This is a genomic window from Glycomyces albidus (genome assembly GCF_009451885.1).
GTDB classification, from domain to species: domain Bacteria; phylum Actinomycetota; class Actinomycetes; order Mycobacteriales; family Micromonosporaceae; genus Glycomyces; species Glycomyces albidus.
This window is the reverse complement of sequence record NZ_WIAO01000004.1, coordinates 130,081-145,856: the sequence shown is the minus strand read 5'-3', so window position 1 is coordinate 145,856 and position 15,776 is coordinate 130,081. Positions and strand designations below refer to the sequence as shown.

The 15,776-nt window shown below is 69.4% G+C and carries 20 protein-coding genes and 1 pseudogene; 14 read left to right on the top strand and 7 right to left on the bottom strand.

Annotation, left to right across the window (positions count from 1 at the left end):
• Positions 1–23: 23 nt before the first annotated feature.
• A complete protein-coding gene (locus tag GFD30_RS05345; protein ID WP_153024167.1) occupies positions 24–803 on the top strand; it encodes a CHAD domain-containing protein in 780 nt (259 codons plus the stop codon).
• 25 nt (positions 804–828) lie between these two features.
• On the opposite strand, the gene GFD30_RS05340 is transcribed toward GFD30_RS05345, so the two are convergent.
• The 3 genes from GFD30_RS05340 to GFD30_RS05330 all read right to left on the bottom strand — a co-directional run bounded on the left by GFD30_RS05340 (position 829) and on the right by GFD30_RS05330 (position 2,337).
• Positions 829–1,236: a type II toxin-antitoxin system VapC family toxin gene (locus GFD30_RS05340; RefSeq protein ID WP_322632973.1), complete on the bottom strand. Its 408-nt coding sequence runs from the start codon at positions 1,234–1,236 to the stop codon at positions 829–831.
• Complete coding sequence (locus GFD30_RS05335; RefSeq protein WP_153024166.1) at positions 1,233–1,490, bottom strand: type II toxin-antitoxin system Phd/YefM family antitoxin; 258 nt, start codon at positions 1,488–1,490, stop codon at positions 1,233–1,235. The genes GFD30_RS05340 and GFD30_RS05335 overlap by 4 nt, the downstream gene beginning before the upstream one ends.
• 160 nt (positions 1,491–1,650) lie before the next feature.
• Positions 1,651–2,337: an IclR family transcriptional regulator gene (locus GFD30_RS05330; RefSeq protein ID WP_030157516.1), complete on the bottom strand. Its 687-nt coding sequence runs from the start codon at positions 2,335–2,337 to the stop codon at positions 1,651–1,653.
• Positions 2,338–2,404: 67 nt separating this feature from the next.
• Here GFD30_RS05330 and leuC point away from each other — a divergent pair, with 67 nt between their 5' ends.
• The 3 genes from leuC (at position 2,405) to GFD30_RS27475 (ending at position 5,510) form a co-directional block, all read left to right on the top strand.
• A complete protein-coding gene (gene leuC / locus GFD30_RS05325) occupies positions 2,405–3,832 on the top strand; it encodes a 3-isopropylmalate dehydratase large subunit (protein WP_153024164.1) in 1,428 nt (475 codons plus the stop codon).
• A 15-nt stretch (positions 3,833–3,847) separates the two neighbouring features.
• Positions 3,848–4,447 carry a 3-isopropylmalate dehydratase small subunit gene (gene leuD, locus GFD30_RS05320; RefSeq protein ID WP_153024163.1) on the top strand — a complete coding sequence of 200 codons (600 nt, stop codon included), beginning with the start codon at positions 3,848–3,850 and terminating at the stop codon, positions 4,445–4,447.
• Positions 4,448–4,688: 241 nt separating this feature from the next.
• Positions 4,689–5,510: an HU family DNA-binding protein gene (locus GFD30_RS27475; RefSeq protein WP_322632972.1), complete on the top strand. Its 822-nt coding sequence runs from the start codon at positions 4,689–4,691 to the stop codon at positions 5,508–5,510.
• On the opposite strand, the gene GFD30_RS05310 is transcribed toward GFD30_RS27475, so the two are convergent.
• The 4 genes from GFD30_RS05310 to GFD30_RS05295 all read right to left on the bottom strand — a co-directional run bounded on the left by GFD30_RS05310 (position 5,417) and on the right by GFD30_RS05295 (position 8,387).
• Positions 5,417–6,685 carry a D-arabinono-1,4-lactone oxidase gene (locus GFD30_RS05310; RefSeq protein ID WP_322632971.1) on the bottom strand — a complete coding sequence of 423 codons (1,269 nt, stop codon included), beginning with the start codon at positions 6,683–6,685 and terminating at the stop codon, positions 5,417–5,419. The two genes, GFD30_RS27475 and GFD30_RS05310, sit on opposite strands and share 94 nt — an antisense overlap.
• 138 nt (positions 6,686–6,823) lie before the next feature.
• A complete protein-coding gene (locus GFD30_RS05305) occupies positions 6,824–7,714 on the bottom strand; it encodes an NUDIX domain-containing protein (RefSeq protein WP_153024161.1) in 891 nt (296 codons plus the stop codon).
• A gap of 131 nt (positions 7,715–7,845) precedes the next feature.
• The gene (locus tag GFD30_RS05300; protein ID WP_153024160.1) at positions 7,846–8,058 is read right to left on the bottom strand and encodes a cold-shock protein; all 213 of its coding nucleotides are present in this window, start codon (positions 8,056–8,058) and stop codon (positions 7,846–7,848) included.
• A gap of 113 nt (positions 8,059–8,171) precedes the next feature.
• Positions 8,172–8,387, bottom strand: coding sequence for a hypothetical protein (locus GFD30_RS05295; protein WP_153024159.1), 216 nt, complete (start codon positions 8,385–8,387; stop codon positions 8,172–8,174).
• A gap of 324 nt (positions 8,388–8,711) precedes the next feature.
• Here GFD30_RS05295 and GFD30_RS05290 point away from each other — a divergent pair, with 324 nt between their 5' ends.
• From GFD30_RS05290 to rplQ, 10 genes and pseudogenes are all read left to right on the top strand, one after another.
• On the top strand, positions 8,712–9,482 hold the full coding sequence (locus GFD30_RS05290) for a lysophospholipid acyltransferase family protein (RefSeq protein WP_322632970.1): 771 nt from the start codon (positions 8,712–8,714) through the stop codon (positions 9,480–9,482).
• Positions 9,483–9,493: 11 nt separating this feature from the next.
• On the top strand, positions 9,494–10,498 hold the full coding sequence (locus GFD30_RS05285) for an NAD(P)H-dependent glycerol-3-phosphate dehydrogenase (protein ID WP_153024157.1): 1,005 nt from the start codon (positions 9,494–9,496) through the stop codon (positions 10,496–10,498).
• Positions 10,491–11,552 (top strand): D-alanine--D-alanine ligase family protein, encoded by a 1,062-nt coding sequence (locus GFD30_RS05280; RefSeq protein ID WP_153024156.1) that lies wholly within the window; start codon positions 10,491–10,493, stop codon positions 11,550–11,552. The genes GFD30_RS05285 and GFD30_RS05280 overlap by 8 nt, the downstream gene beginning before the upstream one ends.
• A gap of 174 nt (positions 11,553–11,726) precedes the next feature.
• A complete protein-coding gene (rpsD, locus tag GFD30_RS05275; RefSeq protein WP_153024155.1) occupies positions 11,727–12,371 on the top strand; it encodes a 30S ribosomal protein S4 in 645 nt (214 codons plus the stop codon).
• A 440-nt stretch (positions 12,372–12,811) separates the two neighbouring features.
• On the top strand, positions 12,812–13,033 hold the full coding sequence (gene infA / locus GFD30_RS05270) for a translation initiation factor IF-1 (protein WP_026929479.1): 222 nt from the start codon (positions 12,812–12,814) through the stop codon (positions 13,031–13,033).
• Positions 13,034–13,059: 26 nt separating this feature from the next.
• On the top strand, positions 13,060–13,176 hold the full coding sequence (gene rpmJ, locus GFD30_RS05265) for a 50S ribosomal protein L36 (protein ID WP_091053360.1): 117 nt from the start codon (positions 13,060–13,062) through the stop codon (positions 13,174–13,176).
• Positions 13,177–13,344: 168 nt separating this feature from the next.
• Positions 13,345–13,719: a 30S ribosomal protein S13 gene (rpsM, locus tag GFD30_RS05260; protein WP_153024154.1), complete on the top strand. Its 375-nt coding sequence runs from the start codon at positions 13,345–13,347 to the stop codon at positions 13,717–13,719.
• Between the two features lie 11 nt (positions 13,720–13,730).
• Entirely contained in the window at positions 13,731–14,129 is a 399-nt protein-coding gene (gene rpsK, locus GFD30_RS05255; protein ID WP_091053358.1) for a 30S ribosomal protein S11, read from the top strand.
• A gap of 125 nt (positions 14,130–14,254) precedes the next feature.
• Positions 14,255–15,301 (top strand): DNA-directed RNA polymerase subunit alpha, encoded by a 1,047-nt coding sequence (locus GFD30_RS05250; RefSeq protein WP_322632969.1) that lies wholly within the window; start codon positions 14,255–14,257, stop codon positions 15,299–15,301.
• Positions 15,302–15,367: 66 nt separating this feature from the next.
• Positions 15,368–15,715: pseudogene (gene rplQ, locus GFD30_RS05245) on the top strand (50S ribosomal protein L17); the annotation flags it as partial.
• Positions 15,716–15,776: the final 61 nt, after the last annotated feature.

The following is a 15,776-nucleotide window of genomic DNA, read 5'->3' as shown; positions in this document are numbered from 1 at the left end:
CGTTGCGAACTGGAGAGGACCCCATGAGTGAGATCGCCGGAGCGGGAGTGCACGCGTACCTCGCGGTGCAAGTGGCAGCGCTGCAGGAGTACCGGGAGCCGGTGATGCGGCGCGAGGAGGACGCGGTGCACCGGATGCGCGTCGCCACCAGGCGGCTGCGGTCGCTCCTGTCGACGTACGGGAGCCTGTACGCGGAGGTGCCGCTCAAGCGCCGGCGCCTGCGGTGGCTCGCCGACGAGCTCGGGCGGGTCCGCGATCTCGAGGTGCTGCGGATGCGGTTCGCGAAGCGGCTGGGGGACGAGCGCCCGGACTGGTTCGCGGCGCTGGCCGAGCAGGAGCGGCTCGCGTACGTCCCGCTGATCGAGGCTCTCGCGCGTGAGCGGTCCCTGAAACTGCTCGACGCCGCAGGGAACCTGGTCGCGTACCCGGAGTTCACGCCGGCCGCGGCGCGGCCGGCGGTCGAGGTGCTCGGCCCGATCGTCGAGGGGGCGCGGGTCGACATGCTGCGGGCGCTGACGGCGGTCAAGGACGCCGGCGATCCGGACGCGGCGCGCCACGCGGCCCGCAACGCCGCCAAGCGGGCCCGCTACACCGCCGAGGCCGCCACCGGGCTCGGCTCGGTCGCCGAAGCGGTCGCCGCGGAGGCCAAGAAGCTCCAAAACCGGTTCGGGAAGTGCCAGGACGACATCGTCGCGATCCGCTACCTCGAGGAGCACGCCCCCGACTCGCCGCTCCTGGAGGACGAACGCCGCCGCCACGCGAAGCACATCGCCCGCGCCGAGGCCGTGGTCGAAGCGCTCTGACCGGACCGGCCGGGCGGGCCGGGGTTCAGTCGAAGGGGTTCAGCAGCCGGGCCCCGGTCCGCTGGAAGTCCTTGACGTTGCGGGTCACCAGGACCATGTCGTGGACGATGGCGGTGGCCGCGATGTAGGCGTCGATGACCGGGATCGGTTCGGGGTCGTTCAGTTCGCCCCAGACGTTCGCGATCTCGGGGGTGATCGGCAGGACCCGCGACTCGTACGGCACGAGGACGTGGTCGAGCCAGAGTGCGAGCGCGGCGGCCCGTTCGGGGTCCTTGCGGCGCAGACGCGCCAGCCCTTTCCGGAACTCGCCGATGGTCATCACGCTCAAGTGCATGTCGGCGTCGGCGGCGGCCTCGTACCAGCGCTCGACGCCCCGGTTCGGCCGTGTCCGGCGCAGTTCGCTCAGCACGTTGGTGTCGAGCAGGTACTTCACAGGTCGAGCCCCAGATCGCGCTCGCGGGGCAGTTCCGCGCGGAGGTCCGAGGTGTCGGGGAAGTCGTCGATGTACGGCGGTTCCCGCAGCAGCGTCTTGAAGGAGGGGGCTCCGGCGAGCCTGCGGTAGTCCTCGACGCTGAGGATCACCGCCTCTTCGCGCCCGTGGCGCGTGATGAACTGCGCGCCTTGCGTCTTGGTCGCTCGGACCAGTTCACTGAAGCGCTTCTTGGCGTCCTGGACCTGCCAATGCATCGTTCGCCCTTCAAGGAGGAATTCTGACCAGTCTGACTATAATTTAGCACGCTCACGGCAGGTGAAACGAGCGTCGCCGGATGCCGTCGCGGCCCAGTGGGTCAGGTCTCACGAACGACGGTCCGGCAGCGTCTGCCGGACCGGTCGTCGGTTCAGCGGGTCAGAGTCCGGAGAGCTTCTGGCCGGCGCGGATGACGGCCATGCCGAGGCGGTCGCCGGGGCGGCGTCCGAGGCGCTCTATCGGGCCGGACACCGAGATGGCGGCGACGACCCGGCCGGTCTTGTCGCGGACGGGGGCCGAGACCGAGACGACGCCGGGTTCGCGCTCGGCGACCGACTGCGCGAAGCCGCGGCGGCGGACCTCGGCGAGGGTCTTGGAGGAGAACCGGCACTTGGGGAGCAGGGGGAGGATGCCTTCGGGCGGCTCCCAGGCGAGGAGCACCTGGGCGCCGGAGCCGGCGGTCATCGGCAGGGCGGCGCCGACCGGGACGGTGTCGCGCAGCCCGGAGGCGCGCTCGGCCGCGGCGACGCACACCCGCTCGTCGGCCCTCCTGCGGTAGAGCTGGGTCGACTCGCCGGTCTGGTCCCGCAGCAGGTTGAGGACCGGCTCGGCCGCGCTGAGCAGGACGTCGGCCGTGGACCCGGCGAGCTCGCCGAGCTTCGGGCCGGGACGCCAGCGCCCCTCGTGGTCGCGCTGGAGCATCTCGTGGGCTTCGAGCGCCTGCGCGAGCCGGTGGGCCGTGGCCCTGGGCAGACCGGTCTCGTGCACGAGTTCAGCCAGGCTGGCGCCGTTGGTGCACGCCGTGAGGATGAGCACCGCCTTGTCGAGGACGCCCACTCCGCTGATAGTATTCGTTCTCACGAGCTGAACATTACCTCCCATATTTCGAGAAGTCCAACGACTGGGAACAGAGATGTCACGTACACCACACGAAGCTGAGGGCGCACGACCGCAGACCCTCGCAGAGAAGGTCTGGAACGCCCATGTGGTCCGCACCGGCGGCCAGCAGCCGGACCTGCTCTACATCGACCTGCACCTCCTGCACGAGGTGACGAGCCCGCAGGCGTTCGACGGCCTGCGCCAGGCGGGGCGCAAGGTCCGCCGGACCGATCTCACGATCGCGACCGAGGACCACAACACGCCGACCGACAACCTCTTCACCATCGCGGACCCGACCAGCCGCAAGCAGATCGAGACGCTCCGCGCCAACTGCGAGGAGTTCGGCGTCCGGATCCACTCGCTGGGCGACGCGAACCAGGGCGTCGTCCACGTCGTGGGACCCCAGCTGGGACTGACCCAGCCGGGCATGACCGTGGTGTGCGGCGACTCGCACACCTCCACGCACGGCGCGTTCGGCTCGATCGCGTTCGGCATCGGCACCAGCGAGGTCGAGCACGTCCTCGCCACCCAGACGCTGCCGCAGGCGAAGCCGAAGTACATGGCCGTCACCGTGAACGGCTCCCTGCCCGAGGGCGTGTCCGCCAAGGACCTCATCCTCAAGATCATCTCGATCACGGGCACCGGCGGCGGCAAGGGCCACATCGTCGAGTACCGCGGGCAGGCCATCGAAGAGCTCTCCATGGAGGGCCGGATGACGATCTGCAACATGTCGATCGAGTGGGGCGCGAAGGCCGGCATGATCGCCGCCGACGAGAAGACCTTCGCGTACGTCAAGGGCCGCCCGCACGCCCCCAAAGGCGAGGACTGGGACGCCGCCGTCGAGTACTGGAAGACCCTCAAGACCGACGAGGGCGCCGTCTTCGACAAGGAGATCGTGATCGACGCGGCCTCCCTGAGCCCGTTCGTCACCTGGGGCACCAACCCCGGCCAGGGCGTCGAGCTCTCCGGGCGCGTGCCGGACCCGGCCGCGTTCGAGGACCCGATCGAGCGCACCACCGCCGCGAGCGCCTTGGAGTACATGGGCCTCGAGGCCGGCACGCCGATGCGCGAGATCGGCGTCGACGTGGTCTTCCTCGGGTCGTGCACCAACGGCCGCATCGAGGACCTGCGCACCGCCGCCGAGGTCATCAAGGGCCGCAAGGTCGCCGACGGCGTCAACATGATGGTCGTCCCCGGCTCCGCGAAGGTCCGCGAGCAGGCCATGGAAGAGGGCCTGGACAAGGTCTTCATCGAGGCCGGCGCCGACTGGCGCTTCGCGGGCTGCTCGATGTGCCTGGGCATGAACCCGGACCAGTTGACGCCGGGCCAGCGGGCCGCCTCGACCTCGAACCGCAACTTCGAGGGCCGCCAAGGCAAGGGCGGGCGCACCCACCTGGTCAGCCCGGCCGTCGCCGCCGCCACCGCCGTCACCGGGCGCCTCGCCGGCCCGGCGGACCTGTAAGGAAGGGCAAGGGACATGGACAAGTTCACGACCCACACCGGGCGCGTGGCCCCGCTGCGCCGCTCGAACGTCGACACCGACCAGATCATCCCGGCCGTCTACCTCAAGCGGGTCACCAAGACCGGCTTCGAGGACGCGCTGTTCGCCGAGTGGCGCGAGGACGAGAAGTTCCTGCTGAACCAGGACGAGTACAAGGCCGCGACGATCCTCGTCGCCGGGACCGAGTTCGGCACCGGCTCCTCGCGCGAGCACGCCGTCTGGGCCCTGAAGGACTACGGGTTCAAGGCCGTCATCGCGCCCCGCTATGGGGACATCTTCCGCGGCAACTCGCTCAAGAACGGTCTGTTGACTGTGGAGCTGCCCGAGGCGGCCGTGGAGGAGCTGTGGCGGCTCGCGGAGACCACCCCGGAGGCGGAGGTCACCGTGGACCTGGTGGCCTGTGAAGTCCGTGCGGGGGACCGCACCTGGGCGTTCGAGTTCGACGAGTTCCTCCGCTGGCGCATGATGGAGGGCCTCGACGACGTGGCGCTGACGCTGCGCGACGAGGACAAGATCGCCGCCTTCGAATCGAACCGGGACGCTTGGCGGCCTAGGACTCTCCCCGCGGAGGTCTAGGCCCGGACAGCCGATCCTTTTAGCCCTCACGTACGGAGCCGGTGGCGCTGCCACCGGCTCCAGGCGTGTTCGGGTCCCTCCCAACGGGGTTGCGAGCGTCGATTTCGGGCGGCCGAATAAAAATTCCCTGCGACACAACGGGTCTATTTTCGCGGAAACAGTTGCGTTCGCTTTCGAAACGTCATAACGTGCGCTTAACAAGCTGGTATGGCTCCAGAACCTTATCGGGAGGGTAGGACTCGTGAACAAGGCAGAGTTCGTCGATCGGATCGCCGCTCGCACTGGCGACCGGGCCGCCGCGAAAGAAGTCGTGGATGTGGCGATCGACGAGATACAGCGCGCGGTGGTGAAAGGGGAGAAAGTCTCCTTCGCCGGTTTCGGCGTCTTCGAGAAGCGCCAACGCGCCGCTCGCATGGCGCGCAACCCGCGCACGGGCGAGGCGGTCAAGGTCAAGAAGACCGTCGTGCCGGCCTTCCGGCCCGGCACCGGGTTCAAGGAACTCGTGACGGGCAAGCGCAAGGCGGCCAAGTCCGCTTCTGCCGCGAAGAAGGCCGCGCCGGCGAAGAAGACCGCGACCGCGAAGAAGACGACGGCGAAGAAGACCGCCAAGAAGACCACGCGCGCCGCTTCCACGGCGTCGCGTTCGACCGCCACGAGCCGCGTGGCCGCGAAGAAGACCACCGGGAAGAAGGCGACGCCGGCCAAGGCCGGGACCGCCAAGAAGGCCGTTCGCAAGACCGCCGCCAAGTCGACGACGGCCAAGAAGACCACCGCGAAGCGGGCTACCAAGCGCGGGCGCAGCTTATGCCGTGCCCCGATCCGGTTCGGGGCACGGTGGGGCACCCGTCCGACTCGCACGGGGAAGAGGGCATTCAGGAGCCGCCTGAATGCCCTCGCTGCTTTCCCGGATCGGTCTGCGCCGGCGCCGGCCGCGACTAAGCCGCGGCGCGGCCGACAGGCGCCGAGCCGTCAGCCGAAGAGGCCCGCGGAGAAGTCATTGAGGAACTTCCCCTCTGGATCGACTCGCGCGCGGAGATCCGCGAAGTCGCCCATTCGCGGATAACGCGAGCGGACCTCATTCATTGGTATCGAAAACAATTTGCCCCAATGCGGCCGCGCAGCGAACGGTTCCAATGCCGCTTCGGCCGCCGCCATCACCGGCTGAACCGATTCATGGTCGCTCACCCACGTGAAGTGGAGCCCCACCGTGTCGCGGCCGAACGCCGGCGACAGCCACAGGTCGTCCGCCGCCATCGTCCGCACCTCGCAGATCTGCACGACCCGCGCGAGCCGCTCCCCGATCCCCGCCAGCGCTTCCAGCGCCGCCGGCGCGTCGGCCCGGTCGACCAGGTACTCCGACTGGAGCTCGTCGCCCGCGCTCGGCGTGAACTCAGGTCTGAAGTGCGGCAGGCGCTCGTGCCACGGGCCCGTCTGGCCCTGCTGCACGGTGCACGCCTCCGGGTCCACGCCCGGCACCGGGTGCCGCGGCCCGTCCGCCAGCGGCGCACCGAACCGGTTCGAGGGCGGGAACGGGTGCGTCTGGTCCGCGGTCCGCTGCTTGACCCAGAACTGGAACTCCGGCTGCGCGCCCCACGGCGTGAACAGGCTCGTCGAGTACGCCGCGCCCGTCAGCTCGTCGAAGTTCGCCAGCACCGCGTCGAACGAAAGCCCGTCGTACACGTACTGGCGCATCTCGAACGCCGGCAAGAGCTCGAGCGTCACCGAGTGCACGACGCCCAACACCCCCAGATGGACCACCGAGCCCGCGAAGTCCGCGTCGCCGCGCTTGACGGTCCGCAGCTCCCCGTCGGGGCCGATGAACTCGACCGCGGTCACCGCCGTCCCGAGGTTCCCGTTGCGGTCCCCCGAACCGTGCGTGCCGGTGGCGATCGAGCCGGCCACCGAGATGTGCGGCAGGGACGCCATGTTGTGCAGCGCGAACCCGGCCCGGTGCACGGCCGCGCTCAGCGCCGCGTACGTCAGCCAGCCGGCGGCCCGCACCGTGCCCTTCAGGATGTCCAGTTCCGCGAACGGCTCCATGCCCGCCAGGGAGATCATCACGTCGTCAGAGGCCGCGATCGGGTTGAACGAGTGGCCCGAGCCGAGCACGCGGATCCGGTCCGCGCCGGCCACGGCCGCACGGGCCTCGTCGAGGGTCGCGGGCGCTTCGAAGCGGGCGGGGGAGAAGCCGATGTTCCCCGCCCAGTTGTGCAGGGGAGTGGGGGCGCGGTCAGCCACGGGGGATCCTCCTAGACAGCGCACGGCGGCGCACGGGTGCGGTTGCGCGGGCAACGGTACCGCGCGGCCCGCCCGGCACGGCCCGGATCGGCCCGAGGGGCGGGACGGCCGGCGGGACCTTCGCCGATCCGCCTCGCCCTACAGGCGCTCGATCCCCACGAGCTTCTGACCCGACAGCGACAGGACCCACGCCTCGCCCGACCGCGTCGACACGTCCGGCGTCTCGACCCCGTCCTCGTCGGCGAGGATCGCCACGGTGTCGCAGACGACCTCCGGCTCGGCGCAGACGATCGCGGCGCCCCCGCCGCCCGCGAGCTCGCGCACGCGCGAGCTGGAGCGCTCGGGGTTGCGTTCGTGCGCATCGGTGTCGAAGGCCGAGTCGCCGCTCAGCGTGCAGCGCACCGCCTGCGCGATCGGCTCGACCGTCTGCACGCTCGCGCGACCGGTCGCCGTGAACGCCCGGTCCGGCTGGTACAGCGACGCGAGGGCCGCCAACCGCACCGCCTGGTCCTGCCCGCGGGCGCTCAGCGGCCGCGTCACCGCCGGCCCGTCCCAGTCCTGCTCGACTTCGGCGGGCGCCACCAGGATCACCGTGGACGTGACGGCCGGAAGCGACGCGAACGCCTTCAGGACCTCCTGGTCGCGCGGGCGCGTCAGCGCCTCGCGGGCCTCCGCGAGCGTCAGCCACCGCCGCTCGCCGATCTCGTCGTCGGCGGTGAACACGGCATCGGGCTTCTCAGTGCGCATCGACCAGTAGTCGACCCACTTGAGCACGTCCCCTTCGGGGTTGGGGAGCACGTACTCGGCGCGGCACAGCCACAGCTGCGGGATGACCGGGATCCCGGTCTCCTCCTCGACCTCGCGGCACGCCGCCGCGAGCGGGTGCTCGCCCGGGTCGAGCTTGCCCTTCGGCAGCGACCAGTTCCCCACCCGGGGCCGCCACACCGCGACCACCTCGACGAGGCCGCGCTCGCCGTTGCGCCACAACAGGCCGCCGGCGGCGGCCACCTGCTTCTGCGTACCGCTCACGCCTCATACGGTACTGGGACTCACCCACAAGCGGGAACCTCGCCACTCGCCCGGAGGACCCGGCGCCCCTTCGCGGTCGCGACGGCCCGCCGGGGACGCGCGGTCACGGGCGCATGGTCAGGAGTGCATGCTCAGGGGTGCATGGTCAGGATGCGGACGGCGACGACCGTCCCGTCCGGGTCGCATTCGAGCGAGACGCGCTGGCCCGGGCGCAGGAACCGCAGCCCTGAGACGGCGAAGGCCGCCGCGTCGAAACCGACGCGGCGGCCGGCGTCTTGGGAAGGACTGTCGAGGACGACCTCGCCGGAGGTGTCCTCGTTGAAGTTCGAGACGGTGCCCTGCATGGGTTCAGCATGGACCCTGCGGGGCGGCGAAGGCCAGAGGCGGGGCCTTCCTTTTCCTGCCGGCCGCGCACCGTCGCCGGGAGTGCCCGTGGGCGGTGCGCGCCGGTCCGGGGCTACTTGCGGAGCTGGCGCCGTTCGGAGCCGCCGACGGCCTTGTAGCCCTTGTAGGCGAAGAAGCCGATGACGCCGATGACGCCGACCACGAGGGCGAACTTGATGAGGGCGCCGAGGGCGGCGAACGCCGCGCCGATGAGGCTCGCCACGAGCCAGACCGCGATGATCGCTCCGCCGAACAGGGCGGCGAGCCAGCCGAAGAGACGCCAGTTCATGTCACTCACTCCGAGTCGAGTCGTATTCCGAGCCGACTGGGATCGGTCGGCTATCTAGATGTCACTTTGACTCTATGATGACATCATAGCGGATTCGGCGCAAGCCTCGGGTCCCCGGCGCGCCCCGGTTCACCGCGGCGCGTACCTGCGGGTTCACGCCGCGTGAGCCGCGCCCCTCGCGCGGGGAGTCAAACCCCACGCTCCGCTTCCCGTCGCCCGCGCGCCCCGGTGCGGGCGTTAGAGTGCAATGCACTGACGATCCCGTACACAACGGCACAGGCCGAGCCCATGCGGCCCGCGCCCACCCAGAAAGCGAGCCAGCAGGTGACCGAGCCTAGCCCTGAGGCGCAGTACACCTTCCGCCGCCGCGGCGGCGACCGCATCACCTTCGACGTGCAGGTCTACGCCGCCATCGTCAAGGGCGCGATCCTGGGCCTGAGCCGCCGCAACTGGTCCGGCATGGAGAACATCCCGCTCCAGGGCCCCGCGATCCTGGTCTGGAACCACTACTCCGACATCGACCCGATCCTGGTCGTCCACTACGTTTACAACGCCGGCCGCCACCCCCGGTTCCTGCTCAAGGAGTCGATCGTGCGCGTGCCCGTGATCGGCGCGATCCTCAAGCGCTCCGGGCAGATCCCGGTCAAGCGCGGCAGCGCCGAGGCCGCCGACTCGCTGCGCATCCTCCGGCGCGAACTCGACAAGGGCCACGTCGTGATCATGGCCCCCGAGGGCACGGTCACGAAGGAGCCGAACCGCTGGCCCATGCGCGGCAAGACCGGCGTCGCCCGCCTCGCCCTCGAGTCCGGCGCGCCCGTGATCCCGATCGTGCAGTGGGGCGCCCTCGGCATCCACGACCGCAAGCGCGACCCGAAGTTCCGGTTCGGCCGCAAGCCCGTCACCGTCCGAGCCCTCCCGGCCGTCGACCTCTCCCCTTGGCTCGGCAGGGAACCGAGCCGCGAGGACCTCGTCGCGGTCACCGACCGCATCATGGAGGCCCTCCGCGACGGCCTCGCCGAAGTCCGCGGCGAAGCGGCACCCCCCCTGTTCGACCCCCGGCAGCAGCGACCCGAAGAAAGCGAGTCCTCTGAGTGAAAGCAGCCGTGATGGGAGCCGGTTCGTGGGGGACCGTGTTCGCCAAGATCCTCGCCGACGCCGGCACCCCGGTCACCATCTGGGCGCGGCGCGAATCCGTGGCCGCGGGCATCAACACCGAGCACCGGAACCCGGACTACTTCTCCGACATCGAACTCCCCGCGCTCGTCTCGGCGACCGCCGACGCGGCGGAGGCGCTCGCGGGCGCGGACCTCGTCGTCCTGTCCGTCCCCAGCCAGACCCTCCGCGGCAATCTCGCCGCGTGGTCTGCGCACCTGGAGCCGCACTCGACCCTGCTGAGCCTCATGAAGGGCATCGAACTCGGCACCACCGAGCGCATGACCGAGGTCATCGCCGAAGTCACGGGCGCCGCCGAATCGCGCATCGCGGTCCTGTCCGGACCCAACCTCGCGCGCGAGATCGCCGAGGAGCAGCCGACCGCCTCCGTGGTCGCCTGCATCGACCACGGCCGCGCCGTCGACATCCAGAAGGCCGTGACCACGGGCTACTTCCGGCCGTACACGAACACCGACGTCGTCGGCTGCGAACTCGGCGGCGCCGTCAAGAACGTCATCGCCCTCGCCTACGGCATGGCCGCCGGCATGGGCATGGGCGACAACACGAAGGCCACGATCATCACGCGCGGCCTCACCGAGACCACCCGCCTGGGCGTGCGCCTCGGCGCCGACCCGACCACGTTCGCCGGCCTCGCCGGCCTGGGCGACCTGGTCGCCACCTGCTCGTCGCCGCTGTCGCGCAACCACACCTTCGGCGAGCAGCTCGGTCTCGGAGCAACCCTCGAAGAGGCCGCCCGCGTCACCAAGCAGACCGCCGAGGGCGTGAAGAGCTGCCGCTCCATCACCGACCTCGCCCGCAAGGTCGGCGTCGAGATGCCCATCTGCGACGCCGTCGAGCGGGTCTGCCACGAGGGACTCGACCCCAGGGCCGCGGTCGCCGAACTCATGGGGCGCGAGACCAAACCAGAAACCGACAGTTTGAGGTCTGACAATGACTAAACCGACCGTCGCCGTCTTCTTCGGCGGGCGCAGCGTGGAGCAACCCGTGTCCTGCGCCTCCGGCTCCGGGGTCGCCAAGGCGCTGCGCGAGCGCGGCTTCGACGTCACCACCGTCGGCATCACCCGCAGCGGCGAATGGGTCGAACTCGACCCCGACTCGACCTTCGCGATCGAGGCGTCCGCGGCGCTCCCGGAGGTGACCGCCGAATCCGGCCGGGCCGTCGCGGTCGACCTCGGCCCCGGCTCGAAGCCCATCGCCGACATCGCCTTCCCGGTCCTCCACGGCCCGTACGGCGAGGACGGCACCATCCAGGGCCTGTTCGAGATGGCCGGCCTGCCGTACGTCGGCTCCGGCGTCCTCTCCAGCTCCGTGTCCATGGACAAGGAGTTCAGCAAGCGCCTCCTCGCCGCCGAAGGGATCCCGCAGGGCGCCTTCGCGGTCCTCAAGCCCGGCGAGGAGCTCGACGCGCACGCGGTCGTCGAGAAGCTCGGCCTCCCGATCTTCGTCAAGCCCGCCCGCGCCGGATCGAGCCTCGGCATCAGCAAGGTGAAGTCGGCCGCCGGCCTCGCCGAAGCCGTCGCGAAGGCCCGCGAGGTCGACGACAAGGTCGTCTTCGAGGCGTCGTTCGAAGACGTCCGCGAGATCGAGATGGGCGTCCTCGAGACCCTCGACGGCGACCTGGAGATCACCTACCCCCTCGAAGTGCTCGCCATGGGCGAAGAGGGCTGGTTCGACTTCGACGCCAAGTACCTCGACAACCCCGAGCCGTTCGACCTGCACCCGGACTACCCCGACGGCGTCGCCGACCGGGCCCAGGAGCTGGCGCGGACGGTGTTCCGCCTGCTCGACTGCCGCGACCTCGCCCGCGTCGACTGCTTCCTGGCCGCCGACGGCACCGTCTACCTCAACGAGGTCAACACCATGCCCGGGCTCACGCCGATGAGCGGGGTCCCGCAGGCGTTCGCCGCCGCCGGGGTCTCCTACGGCGATCTCGTGGAGCGCCTGGTCACTCTCGCGGCGGCCCGGGTGGGCGACCGCGAGGACGGCGCGTAACCTGGTCGGGTGCCGAACGTCTTCCCTCGGGAAGATCAAGGCCCCGATCCTTCCCTCGGGAAGGCTCGGTTCTCGCAACCTCGTGTGCGCGCCAGGCCCTGGGAACCCCCAGGTGCAGTCCTGAGCGCGCTACACTCACGCGTTTCTGCCGGTCAGAGACGTACTCCGCCTCGGATGCCGTTCGGGGCAACGCATGAATTACTGGAGAGATCATTGCAAGCTAAGGCGAAAGTCAAGCTTTCCCGATCCCTCGGCATCGCTCTGACGCCGAAGGCCGCCAAGTACATGGAGCGCCGTCCGTACCCTCCGGGGCAGCACGGCCGCGGCCGCAAGAAGGAATCGGACTACAAGAACCAGCTCGTGGAGAAGCAGCGTCTCCGCGCTCAGTACAACATCTCTGAGCGCCAGCTGCGGAACGCCTACGCCGAGGCCGTGCGCAAGCCCGGCAAGACCGGCGAGGTCCTGGTCGGCCTGCTCGAATCCCGCCTGGACGCCTTCGTGCTCCGCGCCGGCTTCGCCCGGACCATTTACCAGGCGCGCCAGTTCGTCAACCACGGCCACTTCACCGTGAACGGCCGCAAGGTCGACATCGCCTCGTTCCGCCTGAAGCCGGGCGACTTCGTCCAGGTCCGCAAGAAGTCCCGCGAGACCACGCCGTTCCAGCTCGCCGCCGCGGGCGCGTGGGCCGGCGAGACGACCCCGGCCTACATCGAGTCGCACCTCGAGGGCCTCATCGCCCGCTTCCTGTCGGTGCCCGAGCGCAAGCAGATCCCCGTGATCTGCGACGAGCAGCTCGTCGTCGAGTACTACTCGAAGTAAGCGGTACAGGCGAGTACTGCTCGAAGTAAGCGGTACGGCCGAGTACTGCTCGAAGTAGGCGGTGCTCGCGGGCACTGCTCGAAGCGATCGGTGCGGGAACGCACTGCCGCCGAAGCAGTAGCCGAAGTAATAAGCCTGAGCGTGCACTGGACGCCGCCGGGCCGGCCGCGAGCCGGTCCGGCGGCGCTCAGACGCCGCCCGAGTGCCCTCTGTCACGGTCAACCCCCTGGTAGGCGGTCTCGGGACGCGAGTAGACTCGCTCAGTGGTGCAGTGCGTCCCGTAGCGGGTAGCCGTGCGCTCCGGGGTCGTGACCTGGACGCACCCGGTGAAGCAGTGCATCATTCTCTCGCCCGCCCGAAGCCTCGGGTTGGCAAGCCAGTAGCTCCACACCTGCAACAGGCGTGGGGTTTCGGACCGAGTTGTCACGGTAGCGGAGGACATGCCGAAAAAAGACGGTGCCATCGAGATTGAAGGCAAGGTCGTCGAGTCCCTCCCGAACGCCATGTTCCGGGTGGAACTCACCAACGGCCACAAAGTACTCGCTCACATCAGCGGCAAGATGCGACAGAACTACATCCGAATCCTCCCTGAGGACCGGGTCGTGGTGGAGCTCTCGCCGTACGACCTGTCGCGCGGGCGGATTGTCTACCGTTACCGCTGACCTGACGACTACATGAAGTAGGACTCGTGAAAGTCAAGCCGAGCGTCAAAGTGATCTGCAAGAACTGCCGCGTGATCCGCAGGCACGGACGAGTGATGATTATCTGCTCGTCCGACCCGCGCCACAAGCAGCGTCAGGGCTAACGCAGCACACACGCCGAAGAAAGGCCCCAGAAGGGGAAACCGCCGCCAGTGCGCAAGCACAACCCTCGGCTCGGAGGCCGGGGCTCGCATCGCCCGTCAGGGCAGGGAGAACGGAAACCCGCGAGACGGCAGTGGTCAGACCTCCGACAACACTAGGAGTACGCCTGCATGGCACGCCTGGTCGGAGTGGACCTCCCGCGCGACAAGCGCCTGGAGATCGCACTCACCTACATTTACGGCATCGGACGCACGCGCTCGATCGAGACGATCACCGCGACCGAGCTCGACCGCGACAAGCGCGTCAAGGACCTCACCGACGAAGAGCTGGTGAAGCTCCGCGATTACATCGAGGAGAACTTCCAGGTCGAAGGTGACCTGCGACGCGAAGTCCAGGCCGACATCCGCCGCAAGATCGAGATCAACTGCTACCAGGGCCTCCGTCACCGCTACGGTCTCCCGGTCCACGGTCAGCGGACCAAGACCAACGCCCGAACTCGCAAGGGTCCGAAGAAGACCGTCGCGGGCAAGAAGAAGGCACGTTAGGAGAGCAGCTGATGCCACCGAAGACTCGCGGCGGTTCCAAGAACCCGCGCGCCAAGAAGAAGAACGTGCCCCACGGGCACGCTCACATCAAGAGCACCTTCAACAACACCATCGTGTCGATCACCGACCCGACCGGTGCCGTGATCTCCTGGGCCTCCTCCGGCCAGGTGGGCTTCAAGGGCTCGCGCAAGTCGACCCCGTACGCCGCGCAGATGGCCGCCGAGGCCGCCGCCCGCCGTGCGATGGACAACGGCATGCGCAAGGTCGACGTCTACGTCAAGGGCCCGGGCTCGGGCCGCGAGACCGCGATCCGCTCCCTCCAGGCCGTCGGCCTCGAGGTCGGCTCGATCAACGACGTCACCCCCCAGCCCCACAACGGCTGCCGCCCGCCGAAGCGCCGCCGCGTCTAGCGGACCGCTTCACGCGGAACCGAGGCGAGGCCCGCGAGCCTCGCCGAGGCGCCGAGGTCGACAACCGAATCCCATGTGTCTAGGCGTCAAATAGCGGGCGCCCCGAACAAAGGAAACACGCAACAGTGCTTATCACTCAGCGGCCCACGCTCACCGAGCAGCAGATCAGCCCGACCCGCTCCAAGTTCACGATCGAACCGCTGGAGCCCGGCTTCGGGTACACGCTCGGCAACTCGCTGCGGCGCACGCTGCTGTCGTCCATCCCGGGCGCGGCGGTCACGTCGATCAAGATCGACGGCGTCCTGCACGAGTTCTCCACCATCCCCGGCGTGAAGGAAGACGTCGTGGAACTGGTGCTGAACGTCAAGCAGATCTGCGTCTCCTCGGAGAGCGACGAGCCGGCCACCATGTACCTGCGCAAGGAAGGCCCCGGCGACGTCCTCGCCGGCGACATCCAGCCGCCCGCCGGCGTGCAGGTCCACAACCCCGAGCTCAAGCTGGCGACCCTCAACTCGAAGGGCCGCCTCGACATGGAGTTCGTGGTGGAGCGCGGCCGCGGCTACGTCTCGGCCCCGGCGAACAAGGCCGACACGAACGAGATCGGCCGCATCCCGGTCGACTCGATCTACTCGCCCGTGCTGAAGGTCGCCTACTCGGTCGACGCCACGCGCGTCGAGCAGCGCACCGACTTCGACAAGCTCACCGTCGACGTCGAGACCAAGCCGTCCACCACGCCGCGCACCGCGCTGGCGTCGGCGGGCTCCACCCTGGTGGAGCTGTTCGGCCTGTACCGCGAGCTCGACACCGAGGCCGAGGGCATCGACGTCGGCCCCAGCCCGGCCGACCAGCAGCTCGCCGCCGACCTGGCCCTGCCGATCGAGGACCTCGACATGACCGTCCGGTCCTACAACTGCCTCAAGCGCGAGGGCGTCAACACCGTCGGCGAACTCATCAACCGCACCGAGGCCGACCTGCTCGACATCCGCAACTTCGGGCAGAAGTCGATCGACGAGGTCAAGATGAAGCTCGCCGGCATGGGCCTCAGCCTGAAGGACTCGCCCGGCACGTTCGACCCCAGCGAGGCCGCAGTGGCCTACGGCGGGTCGCCCGTCGCCGAGTCCGATGAGTACGAAGACGACGGCGAAGACCTCCGCGAGACCGAGCAGCTCTAGCGCTGCGTGAATACGGCGGTCGGTTCCGTAAGACGGCCGGCCGCGTCAACCCAAGAGGAGTAAGAAATGCCTAAGCCCACCAAGGGCCCGCGTCTGGGCGGTTCGCCGGCGCACGAGAAGCTCATGCTCTCGGGCCTCGCCGCCTCCCTGTTCGAGCACGGCAGCATCACCACCACGGTGACCAAGGCCCGCCGCCTGCGCCCCTACGCCGAGCGTCTCATCACGTACGGCAAGAAGGGCACGCTGCACCACCGCCGACTGGCGCTGGCGAAGCTCCGCAACAAGGACGCCACGCACGACCTGTTCGAGCAGGTCGCCCCCCGCTTCGCGAACCGCGAGGGCGGCTACACCCGGATCATCAAGGCCGGGTACCGCAAGGGCGACAACGCGCCGATGGCGATCATCGAGCTGGTCGACTAAGACGGCCCGGGCCGGCAGTCGGCTCGCAAGTCAAGAGGACCGCGCGCAGGGCATA